The 12,999-nt window shown below is 64.7% G+C and carries 9 protein-coding genes and 1 pseudogene; 2 read left to right on the plus strand and 8 right to left on the minus strand.

Annotated elements, in window-relative coordinates; all coding sequences use genetic code 11:
- A complete protein-coding gene (locus ABIS05_RS03130) occupies nt 1-648 on the plus strand; it encodes a hypothetical protein (RefSeq protein WP_348011222.1) in 648 nt (215 codons plus the stop codon).
- Between the two features lie 86 nt (nt 649-734).
- Nucleotides 735-1,739, plus strand: a complete 1,005-nt coding sequence (locus ABIS05_RS03135) for a hypothetical protein (protein ID WP_348011223.1) — start codon at nt 735-737, stop codon at nt 1,737-1,739.
- A gap of 155 nt (nt 1,740-1,894) precedes the next feature.
- Here ABIS05_RS03135 and ABIS05_RS03140 read toward each other — a convergent pair whose 3' ends face one another.
- From ABIS05_RS03140 to ABIS05_RS03175, 8 genes and pseudogenes are all read right to left on the minus strand, one after another.
- Nucleotides 1,895-3,751: an ABC transporter ATP-binding protein gene (locus ABIS05_RS03140; RefSeq protein ID WP_348011224.1), complete on the minus strand. Its 1,857-nt coding sequence runs from the start codon at nt 3,749-3,751 to the stop codon at nt 1,895-1,897.
- 300 nt (nt 3,752-4,051) lie between these two features.
- Nucleotides 4,052-4,768 (minus strand): hypothetical protein, encoded by a 717-nt coding sequence (locus tag ABIS05_RS03145; protein WP_348011225.1) that lies wholly within the window; start codon nt 4,766-4,768, stop codon nt 4,052-4,054.
- A gap of 12 nt (nt 4,769-4,780) precedes the next feature.
- Nucleotides 4,781-7,786: an N-6 DNA methylase gene (locus tag ABIS05_RS03150; protein ID WP_348011226.1), complete on the minus strand. Its 3,006-nt coding sequence runs from the start codon at nt 7,784-7,786 to the stop codon at nt 4,781-4,783.
- Nucleotides 7,767-8,060, minus strand: coding sequence for a hypothetical protein (locus ABIS05_RS03155; RefSeq protein WP_348011228.1), 294 nt, complete (start codon nt 8,058-8,060; stop codon nt 7,767-7,769). The genes ABIS05_RS03150 and ABIS05_RS03155 overlap by 20 nt, the downstream gene beginning before the upstream one ends.
- Nucleotides 8,061-8,654: 594 nt before the next feature.
- Nucleotides 8,655-8,885: a DUF433 domain-containing protein gene (locus ABIS05_RS03160; RefSeq protein WP_348011229.1), complete on the minus strand. Its 231-nt coding sequence runs from the start codon at nt 8,883-8,885 to the stop codon at nt 8,655-8,657.
- A gap of 478 nt (nt 8,886-9,363) precedes the next feature.
- A pseudogene (locus ABIS05_RS03165) lies at nt 9,364-11,034 on the minus strand (GH39 family glycosyl hydrolase).
- A gap of 4 nt (nt 11,035-11,038) precedes the next feature.
- Nucleotides 11,039-11,179, minus strand: a complete 141-nt coding sequence (locus tag ABIS05_RS03170; RefSeq protein WP_348011230.1) for a hypothetical protein — start codon at nt 11,177-11,179, stop codon at nt 11,039-11,041.
- Between the two features lie 128 nt (nt 11,180-11,307).
- Nucleotides 11,308-12,975: a glycoside hydrolase family 5 protein gene (locus tag ABIS05_RS03175; protein ID WP_348011231.1), complete on the minus strand. Its 1,668-nt coding sequence runs from the start codon at nt 12,973-12,975 to the stop codon at nt 11,308-11,310.
- Nucleotides 12,976-12,999: the final 24 nt, after the last annotated feature.

Genomic DNA, 12,999 nt, shown 5'->3' on the forward strand with positions numbered 1-12,999 from the left:
ATGGCTATCGCTCGACCCAACCGCACACTGATCATCGTCAACCACCTCGCCTCGGGTGACACCGACTACCTCTACCGCTTCATCGAAAGCGCCGGCCGTGCCACCGTGGAAACCACGCTCGGTGACGACTACGCCAGCCTCGTCAAGCTGTACGGCGGCAACGCCACGCGGGCACGGTTCGTGGCTGCGTTGCGCCGCGAAGGGGCCAAGCTGGCGGTCAAGCGCATCGATGTCGTGTTCATGCTGCACGGCTCGCCCGGCAAGGTGTATTTCCATGAGGGGAGCGCCGAGACCGACGCGCTGGCCGATGACATCGCCGCGCTGAACGTGCGCAGCAAGCTGCGACTGATGTACTCGACCTGTTGCTACGGCGACAGCCACTCGACCGACTGGCTTCGCGCTGGCTTTGACACGGCCATCGGCGCCAAGAAGGTCAACGCCAACGCTGCCGTCGAGATCGCGCCGCTGCTGAGCCTGTGGCAATTCAACTTCAAGGCCAGCGAATGCCTCGCGCCCACCATCGCGCCCACCGGCGCGAACGACACCGTGGCGCGCGCCTACGGCCGGCAGCAACAGCTGAGCTGGGCGGGCGATGTGAACAGCAGCAAGGTGATCCGCGGCAACGCCAACCTGCGCATCTCGACTTGAGACCGGGCAAGGGCGCGCACAGCGCCCCGCCGCGCTGACAAGAACGGGAAACGAGTCAGCGCGGCCGGGCGGCTATCGTCTGCCCCATGACGCCGCCCCGCCTCCACCGCCGCACCCTTCTGCTGTTGACTGCCCTCACCTTGACCGCCTGCGCCGGCGGCCCTGCGGTGCCCAAGCCCTGGGCCGAAACGGCCACGCGCGAGCTGAACCTGTCGCTCGCGACCTTTGACGTGCAGGGCCGGCGCGTGACCGTCACGCGCAGCGCGGGCGCGCCGGCCACGTCGCCGGTCGTCGTCTACCTGCCCGGCCTGGGCCAGGAAAGCGATGCCGGCCAGCGCTGGGCCACCGTCTGGGCGCAGGGCGGCTACACGGTGCTGGCCGTGCAGCCGCTGGAGGCCGACGCGTCGGCCTGGCGATCCGAGCTGTCGCGCACCGGCGAGTTCCGCGAGCTGGGCCTGCTGCACTACGGCGACGCACTGCGCGGCGACCGCCTGGCCGCGCTGCGCCGCCTGCTGCCCGCCCTGCGCGCGGCGCAACCGGCACTGGACTGGGCCCACGCCGCGCTGGCCGGCTACGAGACCGGCGCGCAGACGGCGCTGGACGCTCGCGGCGACGCCGGCTGGCAGGCCGTCATCGCCGTCAGCCCGCCGGCCATGCAGGCGCCGAGCGTTGGCGCCGCGACGCTGCTCGTCACCAGCGACGTCGATGCCGACCCGCTTGGCCTGCTGCACCGCCCCACCGAGCGCCGCCAGGCCTTCGACGCGTTGGCCCCCGGCAGCGGCTGGCTGCTCAACCTCGGCGGCGTGCCGCACGCGGCGCTGGCCGGCACGCTGGCGCCCGAGGGCTGGCATGAGCAGGACCAGCACCACACGCGCGCCGCTGGCGGCATGGCCGGGCGCGGTCGCGGGCAAGGCGAAGGCGGCGGCCCCCAAGGCCCGGCCGGCGGCGGCAGGCGCGGCCCGCGCAGCGGCAGCGCGACGGAGGCGGCCCAGATCGACGTGGGCGAGGGCTTCCGCCTGAGCCGCGCCTTCCTCGACGCGCAACTGCGCGGCGCGGCGATGCCGGCCAGCGCGCTACTCAGCGCGCGCTGATTCGTGCCGATTCAGCGACCAGAAGCGCGACGGCGACGGCCCGGAGAAATGCAACCACAGAGCCACAGAGGCACGGAGAAGCCCGGCGAATGCCTTCCTCCGTGTCTCCGTGTCTCTGTGCCTCTGTGGTTGCCTTTGATGTCTGTGCAGCGGCGTCAGTCCGCATCTAGCCCCAGGAACCCGCCGCTCTGGTGCGCCCACAGCCGCGCATAGATGCCGTTCATCGCCAGCAGCTCGGCATGCGAGCCCTGCTCGACGACGTGGCCGGCGTCCATGACGATGAGGCGGTCCAGCGCCGCGATGGTGGACAGGCGGTGGGCGATGGCCACCACCGTCTTGCCCTCCATCAGCGTGTACAGGCTCTGCTGGATGGCGGCCTCGACCTCGCTGTCGAGCGCGCTGGTGGCCTCGTCGAGCAGCAAGATGGGCGCGTCCTTCAGCATCACGCGGGCAATGGCGATGCGCTGGCGCTGGCCGCCCGAGAGCTTCACGCCGCGCTCGCCGACGAAGGCCTCGAAGCCGGTGCGGCCCTTGGGGTCGGAGAGCGTGGCAATGAACTCATCCGCATGCGCCCGCTCGGCCGCGCGCCGCATGTCCTCCGCACTCGCGTCGGGTCGGCCGTAGAGGATGTTCTCGGCCACCGAACGGTGCAGCAGGGACGTGTCCTGCGTGACCATGCCGATGTGGCGGCGCAGCGAATCCTGCGTGACGCTAGCGATGTCCTGGCCGTCGATGAGGATTCGCCCGCCGTCGGGCGCCAGGTCGTACAGGCGCAGCAGCAGGTTCACCAGCGTGCTCTTGCCCGCGCCGCTGCGGCCCACCAGGCCGATCTTCTCGCCGGGCTTGATGGTGAGGTCCAGCCCTTCGACGACGACCTTGCCGTTCGGATAGGCGAAGCGCATCGCCTCGAAGCGCACTTCGCCGCGCGGGACTGTCAGCTCGGTGGCGCCGTTCGCATCCGCGATCGACTGCGGCTTGGACAGCGTGGCCAGGCCGTCCTGCACGGTGCCGATGTGCTCGAACAGCGACGCCATCTCCCACATCACCCAGTGCGAGATGCCGTTCAGCCGCATCGCCATCGCGGTGGCCGCCGCAACGGCGCCGACGCCGATGGCGGACACGCCCCACAGCCACAGCGACAGCACCGCCGTACTGCCCACGAGCAGTGCCGACAGGATGGAGTTGACGATCTCGAAGCCCGTGACCAGGCGCATCTGGCCGTAGGCCGTGGTCATGAAGTCCTGCATCGCCGACTTGGCATAGCTGGCCTCGCGGCGGCCGTGGGCGAAGAGCTTGACGGTGGCGATGTTGGTGTAGGCGTCGGTGATGCGGCCCGTCATCAGGCTGCGCGCGTCGGCCTGCGCCTGCGCGATCTTGCCCAGGCGCGGCACGAAGAAGCGCAGCGCCACGAGGTAGAGCGCCAGCCAGACGGCGAAGGGCGCCATCAGCCGGGCGTCAAAGCTGGCGACGATGGCAACCATCGTGCCGAAGTAGACGGCCACGTAGACGAGGATGTCGACGACGATGAGCCAGGTGTCGCGCACGGCCAGCGCCGTCTGCATGACCTTGGTGGCGATGCGGCCGGCGAACTCGTCGCCGAAGAAGGCCAGGCTCTGATCGAGCATGCGGCGGTGGAACAGCCAGCGCAGCCGCATCGGGAAGTTGCCGAACACGCCCTGGTACTTCATCAGCGCCTGCACGGACGCCAGCAGCACGCTCACGCCCAGCACGCCGAGCAGCAGCAGCAAGACGGGCTGCGGTTTGGCCCACAGCTCGGCGGGCTTCATGGTGGAGAGCCAGTCGACGAGCGAGGCCATCAGGCTGAACAGCAACGCCTCGGCCGCCGCGATGCCGGCGGTGAACACCATGATCACCGCGAGGTGCTTGCGCACGCCATCGGCGCAGCGCCACAGGAAGGGGAAGAAGCGCGTCGGCGGGGCGGTGCCGGAGGTTTCCGGATAGGGGTCAATGAAGCGCTCGAAGCGCGTGGCCAGGGGCTGGAAAAGCGACATGTGGGTAGTGTCGCTGGGCAGCGCTGTCAGGGCGGGGGGCAGCTTGACGCGGGATTTGGTCGTGAGAGATCTAGGGCGTAGATCAAAGACCGGAGCCTCGCCGTGCAAGCTAGCCCCGCACAGGCGCTGATGCTGCGGCCAACGGGTTCGTCGGCTGACCGTTCTGCAGCGATCGCCGCCGGTGGACGCGGGCAGGCTTCGTTGCGTCTGGGGAGAGCGTTCTCCCACATTAACGCCCGGAGCGCTCGCCGCAATCTCGCCGTGACGCCGCGGCCGAAGAGCCACGGTACTGGCGCCTCATCAGTCCTCATCGGCGAGGGGAAAATGCAGCCACAAATGGCGAAGCAGGATCTGGCCTGGTGCTTCACCATTGCGTAGGGTGAAGGTGCGAGCGTGTCGCGACAGCGCAATCGCTGGACCGCCGCCCTCGCCGCTGACAGGTTCAATGGGTGCATACGGCGCGGCGGAGCCGGAGTCGGCACTCCAAGTTGCTGCCAATGAGGTGCACGGATCGGCTGCCTCAGCGCCGATGACATAGGCCAGCATGCCCGCATGCGGCATGGCCCAGGCATAGATGCCTTCCTGAAAGCGACGGACGCCGTTCTTCACGTAGTCATCCAACGCACGACCGCGTCCGAGAATCTTGCACTCGAAGAACAAGGCGTTCTGATTGCTCGACGGGCGCGAGGACAGGCGAGGAAAGGTGAGATCGGGTCGTTTCTCCAGGAACTTGCCCGTGTGGTCGTCTATCTCTTGCCCTCGAATCGGACACAGGTACGTGGCGGGGCTGAAGCCAGCAACCTTCCCGGCGTTCAGCAACTCGCACAAGGCATCTTGAAGCATCGCCGTGATCTGCGGCTCCGTTCCAGCGGTGAGCACCGCCTGACAGTGGGGATCCCTCGTGATCTGCGACCAGGCTCCAGCGATCGCACGCTCGATGGTCTGTATCTGCTTCCTCGACCAAGCACTGAACGGAGGCGGGGGGCCTTTTGGCGCAGTGCCGAGATTGAGAAACATTAAACGGCGAGCTCAGTGCAGGAACGGTCGAACCAACAGGCCGTCATCGACCAGGTCAAGCGCGAGCAGGCGGGCCTGGCTGCGCGTCCAATACCTGGCGTGCCGAATACGGCCAATCAACCAGTCCTGATCTCCCAGTTGCAGTCGAATCTCCGAGGCTTGCAACGGCTCGCTAGCAAGCTTCAACAGTCGCCGCACAAGCCCCGGGTCGGGCGAGCGTTGGAGGTCAACGCCCATGCGAAGGAATTGCCACGGTCCATCATCGTTGCTGATGGCATGCGGCCGGACGCTCAAAGAGAGTTCATCGAGTTCGGCGAGCGTCAATGCGAGAACTTGCGCGAAGGCTTGTACAGCCTCGCCATTGCGCGGCACTTCGCAGAGCCCAGCGGCGAGAGTCTTCGGATACGGTGCTTCATGCGCAATGACATCTTCTATCAACTGCTGGTCGAAGTTCGAGAGTCCGTAGACCTCAGCCGTCAGTCGGTTCACCTGTTGCCATGGCGCACCTCCTGCACGAATGCGTTCGGCCAACTCAGAGAGCTTCGTCGCTATCTCACCAACGAGGGTCGTCATCGGCGGGACGGGGAGATCCTCGATGTCGGCCACGTTAAAAGTCTCACGCTCGACGCCGAACTGAGAACTCGTCATCAGTGACCAGTAAAGGAAGAGATCCGAGTAGGAGACAACGTACATGAAATCTGCCACCACCTTCGGGCAGCGTGACACTGGGAAGCCATAGAACGAACGGCTGTACGCAAGGTCGCCGTCCGTGGAGACAGCACCGCGCTGAGCCATCGCGAGCTTGGGTGCCTGCCTGAAGAGCACGTGCGGTCCGCGGTAGATGACCGGATCGCGAGGCCTTTCCAGTTTCAACTCCGGGAACCGCTGCTCAATCTTCTCCAGGCCGGCCACTTCAACCGCGTATTCGGGCTTGTCATCTCCTTCGAGGATAGGTAATCCGTGCAGGGCATCAGCATGCTGCTGTCGATTGCCGGCAATGAAGCCTTGTCGCAGGGCCACCCCCAATTGCTCGAAGTAGTCGCGCAAAGAGATGCGCGGCGCACGCCCGAGCCGGCCGACCAGGTCCAGATCCAACGCCGAACCGCGGGCAAGCGTCTTAAACACATGTCGTTCGCGCGCAGCCAGCGTCAGCGGCACAGCCATTGCCGAGCGCGGATCCAAGCGGAACTCACCGTTCTGGCCGAGTGCCGGCTCCAGACGAGGCGAAAGGTAGTAGAACGAGTCGTCAGGCTGGGGAAGCTCGTTCAGGGCCACGACCGCACAGAAGGGTTGACTGTTGGATGGCCAAATGTGGCGCTCCTTGCGGAGAAACATCCCATTCAAGACGCCGGTCACTCGCGCGAGAGAGAACCACCGGGCACGCACCTCAGTGGCTTCGTCGCTGAAGAGTAAACGTGCGTGAACGATCATGCCAATGACGCCGCCTGGCCGGCACCATTGCAGTGAGCGCCACATGAACGCCACGTCAGGCCATTGGTGAGGCACCGGGCTCTTGCCCGTCAGTGAATCCATGCCCCCCACACTTTCGGGCCTCTGAGGCGCAATCGACTCCAACTGCTTCCTGAACTTCGCGTCAAGGCTATTCCACGGGGGGTTGGCCAGCACGATGTCGAAAGGACCCAACGCGCTCAGACGAGCACTCAGGCTGCCGAGCTTGGCATCGACTGCGTCACTGAGTCGGTCGGCCTCGACGCAGTGAAGCGTCGAATCGAAGAGGCGCTCGAACTTCAGGTCAGACAATGGCTGCGGTTGCGGGTCCAGCTCCAGGGATGCCAGATAGAGACTGAGCGCCGCTACTTTGACTGAAGTCGGGTTGATGTCGAGACCACAAAGCTGCTCGGTCAAGATCTTCCGGATTGCGGCCCGCTGCGGACGTCGTCCGGTGTGTTGCCATCGCTCCGCGACGAGACGGCGGAACGCCAAAACGAGGAACACCCCCGCGCCCGCTGCCGGATCCAGAACCCGTGCAAGGTGACGCTTGGGTGCAGGGGTGGCCGCGAACACGCCATCAACCAACAGTTCCGCGATGTCGCGCGGCGTGTAGTGGATGCTCGTTGCATGCGCGTGCTCGGGCGTGAAGCGATGCGCGAAATGCTCGTAGACCTGGCTGAGGACGTCCACTGGGATGTGCTCGAAGCGCAGACCGTCCCAGTCCAGCGAGAGTTGCCCATCGGCTGACCGCGCCATGATGTTGCTCAACGTGGAGCAGACCTTCTCACTCGCTTGCCCGAGCCCTGACAGGTAGCCGCGGTAGTCCTTGGTTCCGAGGTCCAACAAGTCGCCGTTGAACGTCCGATCGAGCCACTCAAAAGTGCCCACAAGGGCATCGACGGTTCCAAAGAGGTTCTCCGGGCGCAGGGTTCCTGCGACGATCTTGTCGACCTCGTGTGGCTTGACGATGCCCCGATCTACGAGAAACCGCGTGAACAGTGCGCGCCCGATAAGAGACAGTACCTCCCCATCTGAAAGAGTCGATCCCGGGACCGCGTCCCGCAGACCATCAGCCGCCTTGGTCAGCAGATCGAAGAGCAAGTCGTCGAGCCAAAGTCGGTTGGCCCGCTCCTGCGGCGTCAGTTCGCGCCCGCCATTGAGGAGCTTGCGCACGCTCAAGGGATCCTCGCCGTCAATCACCGCATCCACAGTGGGCGCCTGCCCCTCGGCATAGAAGCCCACGCGATAAACAGTCATCGTCCCGGGGCGAACGACAGCTAAGTGACCTGCATCGGCACGGCAGGCCAGCGACCGCATCAGCTGGACGATAGACGCGTCCGCACCCTGCGGTGCCGGAACGCTGCTTCGCACCACGTACAGGGCGGCCTTACCCGAGACTTCGACTACGCCTTCCAGCGAAGCCCTTCCATCGCCGGTGGGATCTTGCGACGCGGACAGCAGGTCCATGTACCGCAAATGACGTGCGGACGGACTCTCCTGGAAATCTACGAACGCCTCGGCGGGAACGCCAAGACGCTCTGCTGCGCTAACTTGCGCGGCGGCCACGGATGGGGTCCCTTACAGGCAGTTGGTTCACGGACACCAGCCCCAGCGCGAGCTCGCGCTGCACGGGCATCTGCAGGCCGATGAACGCGTAAACATCCTTCCAAACTGGCTCGGGATCAATCGAGATGGATACGCCTCCTGCAGGCTCGATGGCGGCCTCCCAGACGCCTTCGTTGACCCGATTCAAGAAGAGTCGCGCGGCGGGCGAGTTGAGAGATGAAGGTCGGTTCACGTGGTCGTACAGCGATGCAGAGAAACGCGCGATCGTGGTCACCGGCAAACCCATGCCTCGGTGTAACAGTGCGACCAAGCTAAAAAATGCCAAGTCCGTGATAGCGAACCGTCGTGCAGTGCGCGCTTGCGTGAGCGCTTGATCGAAGGGCGGGAGCACGCTCAACCAACGCTGCAAGTCCGTCCGGGTCAAGCCGATAAGGCTCCGGACGTGCATTGCGGTGAACTGAAGCCCTGCCATCCGGGCATTCTAGGCAGAGCTGCATCTAGTTTGAAGCAGCTCTGAGCGCTTTAACGTGTAATGTCGTGCGGCAAGAGGGGGTCTACGTCGGTTCTGGCGCGGGCGTTTTTTGGTTCATGACGAGCCGCCAGTGGTCGCTTGAACTTCGGTTCTGGGGTGACGGAGCTCTGGGCAAGGACATCAGCAACGGGCCGGACTGAGCCACTCACCCTCTCCCGCGAGCGATGGTTGGTAGGCCGCAAACCCCGCCGACCAAGTCGAAGGACTGCTCTCGATGCTGGGCAGTCGGTCTATGCCTTCATCGCCGACGGGAGGTGAAGGCTGCAGCGGCCGTTCCGGCCGAGGCCCGCGAACGTCTGAATTCAGCCTCAAAACGGTGGTTCTAGTGCAGGAGCTTCACGCCCCAGCCGGCAGGCGCAACTCCCGGCTCTCGCGCTCGGCCGCATAGGCCAAGCAGGCCAGGATGTCCGCCGTGGTCAGCTCCGGGTAGTCGCTGACGATCTGCTCGGGCGTCTGGCCCAGGGCAAGCCAGCCGAGCACGTCACCAACTGCGATACGCAACTCGCGGACACAGGGCCGCCCTCCACGGCGTTGGGCGTCGATGGTGATCAAAGGGTCTGCAGCCATGGCGCCAATGCTCGCACAAGCGCCCGGGGTCCGCATCAATTCACCGCTGCTGCGGCTTGGCTGCGACCGCCTGAGAGCCACTCGTTGCCGCCGCCACCGTGCCAGTTTCCGGTGCGAAGCAGTCGGGCCGTGCTGCCAGTGTCCACCGACAGGTTTTCATGGCTGCGGTCGTTCGAGCCCCCCACCGCGAACGTCTCAGATCAGCCTGACGCTGCGTCGCACGGCTTTCTCTGACAGGCCTCTGATGCTTCGACTCAAGCGCTAAGACAACGCTGAACAAGTCCCTCGCGCGCAGCGCATCGCGGGGACTTATTCGGCGTCGCCCTAGCGCCAAGACCCCGCCCCCCTAACGATCAAACCGTGCGGGCCATCGGCAGACACGGCCAGGGCGTGGGTCTCTTCGCTCAAGACGCCCAGGGGAGTGGTCGCCAGCACTGGAAGTTCCTGGGGAGCTTCGTGATGCAAGCGGCACAGTGGTTCAGCGTTTGCCCGGGTCTAGCGTCAGCAGGACGATGTCGTTGCTGCGCATCGGCACAGTGAAGTTCAGCAGGCCGTTCTTGCCGATGTTGACGGTACGCTTTACTTCGGGAAGGTCGCGGGTCAGTGACTGCAGCTTGGCAAGCTGCGCCGCATCGAGGTTGACGGGCGAACCCATCTCGAGGTAAGCGGTGTAGGCGTCGTTGGTCTTGTAGCCGACGCGGCGCAGCTCGAGCCGATAAGCGCCCGGCTTCAGGTTTCGCAGCGCAAGCTTGAGCGCCGGCGCCGGGCCGTTGGGCACCGGCTTGGCGAAGAACACACCGTTAGCGGTGGTCTTCTGGTCGGGATGCTGCCAGTCCCATGCCACGACGGCCGTTTTGTCGCCGTCGACCGTGGCCAGTACCTTGTCGTCGGCGCTTGGGATCTCGGTGCCGCGCAACGCGTTGAGGTACTTGTATGCGAACCAAGTCGCCTTGCGCAGGCCATCGCGTGTCATCAAGCCGAAGCCGCCATGGAAGGCGCGGGGCGGCGGGCCTGGCTCCTCGAACAGGTCGCTGTAGGTCCAGTAGCTCATCGCCTGCGCATAGCCTCGCGTGGCGCGCAGCTTGGTCAGGATCCACGGCGCGCTGATGTAGCTGTCGTGCACCTTGTCGTACGGGTTGTAGCTGGTGCTCCACTCGGTGAGGTACAGCGGAATGCCGGGGAACGGCGAGGCTTCGATCTCTTTGCGATTGCGGCGCACGTCGCCGACGATCGCATCCGGGTTCGGATCCAGGATGCGGTCCGACTTGCCGAACTCGTCGAGGAAGCCTTCCGTGACACCGTAGGTGTGGGTGGTGACGAAGTCGACCGGCACGCCTTCCTGTTTGGCATAGGCCAGCAGCTCGGGCACCCAGAAAGCGCCGGCCGTGGCAGGGCCACCGACCTTCAGTTCGGCGTCCACCTTCTTGAGCGTGCGCGCAGTGTTGGCGTACAGCTCGAAATAGGCCTTCTGGTCGGCCTTTTCCCAGAAGCCGTCGAGGTTGGGCTCGTTCCACACTTCGAACGGCCACTTGCGCACTTCTTCGATGCCATAGCGCTGGATGAGGTGGCGCGCGAAGGCGTCGATCAACTCAGTCCAGGGCCCCGGCTGCGGGTGCGAGGTGTTGCCCTTCTAGTAGAAGATCTTCAGGTCGGAGGTCTTCATCACGGCGGGTGTGAAGCCGAGCTCGATGAAGGGCTTGACGCCACTGGCCAGCAGGCCGTCGTAGAGCTTGTCGATGCCGGTCCAATCGAACAGCAGCTTGTCGCCGTCCTTCTTCACCGTGCCGTAGACGTCGTGAAAGATGTCGTGGAAGCGCACGTAGCGAAAGCCCAGTTCGTCCGCCGCCGTCTTGAGTTGCGCGATGTTTTCGGGGCGGCCGGTGGTGCCCGGGTAGTCCGCGCCCACAGAAAGGTCGAAGAAGCGGTCCATGGGCTGGGTGGCTGCCGCGCGGTCCAGCGTCACCGCGCGAGCGGCGGGCGGTGCGGCGAGACTCGCGGTGCTCAGGCTGAGCGAAAGGAGCGTCGCCGCGAGGCTGACAACGCTTCGGGGCAGGGAAAGGGATGTGTTCATTGGAGGATTTCGGAGGACTTCGGAAGAGAGGGGCGGCAGGCCCGGCGCCAGAAGCTGGACGCCAGCCTGCCGAACCATGCGCTCAGTTGCTGTAGAGGAAACCGCGGCCGTTGCCGCTGATGTAGATGCGTCCGTAGATACCGACGGTGATGTCCGTGGAAGCGAGCCCGTCGGACTCGACGCGCAGGACGAGCGCGCCCGTCTGGCCCGCGCGACTGCGCACGCCTGATAGGAACCATGATCATGAAATCATCAACCGCAAGCAACGTGCCCACCCCGGTCCGGAATCGGCCAAGGAATTCAAAAAGAAGGCCCGCCAGGCGGCGGGCCTTCGGACCCACTCAAAGGGAATTACAGACCCGAAATCGGAGCAAGCTCGGAATTGCCTAGCACGGAGTCAAGCAGGTACCAGTCCAGGACCTCACCGGTCGTCTCGTGGAAGAGGTCGTGTTGGATTACCCAGGCCGTGCCACTGAACCCAAGGCTGGCGATCTTATTCTGCACGTACTTGTTCCAGTGCGTGGTTGACCGGTAGTTCTGGTCCTTGTATGAGCCGGTCAGGCCGAGGCTCGCCGGCTTTACCCCAGCGCGATATTCGCCGATCAGCACGGGGATACCCCGGTCCGTGAAATACTTCATCTTGGCGAGCTGAGTATCAATGAGGCTTTCGTCACTTCCCGCCTTGACATTGCGATTCGTGAACTGGTTGCTCACTTTATAGTTATATCCCCAGAAGGCGCTCCAAGTCCCCCACGACTCATCTGTATCCATCAAGGTGTAGTCAAAGGGATCATAAAAGTGCACTTCGACCACCCGCTTATTCGCCGGATCCGTAGGTAGATTCTTTCCAAAGTTAAGCGTGTTATCGATATTGGTGTTCGGCCCTTGGATGACCAGCCAGCGAACAGCATTGCCGCCGCCGTTGGCGCGCATCGCGTTGATCCAATTCTGCTGGTATTGGTAGAGCACATTGGTCTTCGCCTGGGTTGGCGCGTCAGGTTCGTTGGCAACAGCGAAGGCCAATTTGTCGCTGTCGTACCATTTGAAGGTGTTCGCAACCTGGGTCCACATGTTGATCAACTTGGCGTTGATCGCAGAGTCGTAGGAGTTGAAGCCGTTGCGTTCGAACCAGCCAAGGTCATAGTGGTCGTTGATGATGACGTACAGGCCATCGGCAAGGGCCCAGTCGACCGTCTGCTTGACCTGGGCCATGAACGCGGGATCGATCGTTCCGTTGGTGGAATGGATATCCCACCCAACTGGTATGCGCAGGGTCTTGAACCCCCTATCCCTGATGGAGTCGATCAGCGCTTTGGTCGGCGCCGCCGCTCCTGGCCAGAATGCTTCGAGGGTGTTTCCCAGGTTGATACCGGGATTCGGAAAGACTTGGGTCTGCGCGCTGGGCACGGTGATCACGAACGCCTGGGTGGTCTTGGCGCCGCAGGCGTTGGTGTAAGTGGCGGTGGCCGTGCAGCTGGCGGCGGGCGTGATCAACTGCTCGCGGGCCGAACCCGACGTGCCGCAGCCGCTCCAGCTCCACGAGCCGCCGTTGATCGGCTGCGGGCCGAGGATGGCGGAGTTGCCGGCAGTGACCGTGGCCGATGACGTCTGCGTCCAGGAGCCGTTGGCGCTGATCCACGGCGACACAGCGGTCGGCGCGCAACTGGTGCCGCGTGTGGCGCTGGCCGAGCCGGAGTTGTAGCTGCCGGCGCTGGTCGTGAACTTGACCCAGTACCAGTAGGGCGTGCCGGTGTTGGCCGCGGCGTCGGCGTAGGTCCTGGCGCTGGTGGCTGGCACGGCGATGCGGGTGCGGCCGGCGGGGTCAGCGTCGGTGTCGCGGTAGACCTCCAGGCGCGTGACGGTGCCGTTCACGGTCCAGTTGAGCTGGTTGTTGTTGGCCGAGCCGCTGGCGCTCAGGCAGACGGTGGCGCCGCCGCCGCTGCCGCAGCTTTGCGCCTGCGCGAGTGTGCCTGCGCTTGCTCCGAAAGCAAGGAGCAGTGCTGGTATCAAGGTTCTCATGTTCTACCTTTCTAGGTGAAGGTG

Source organism: Roseateles sp., assembly GCF_039929605.1.
GTDB lineage: Bacteria > Pseudomonadota > Gammaproteobacteria > Burkholderiales > Burkholderiaceae_C > Pelomonas.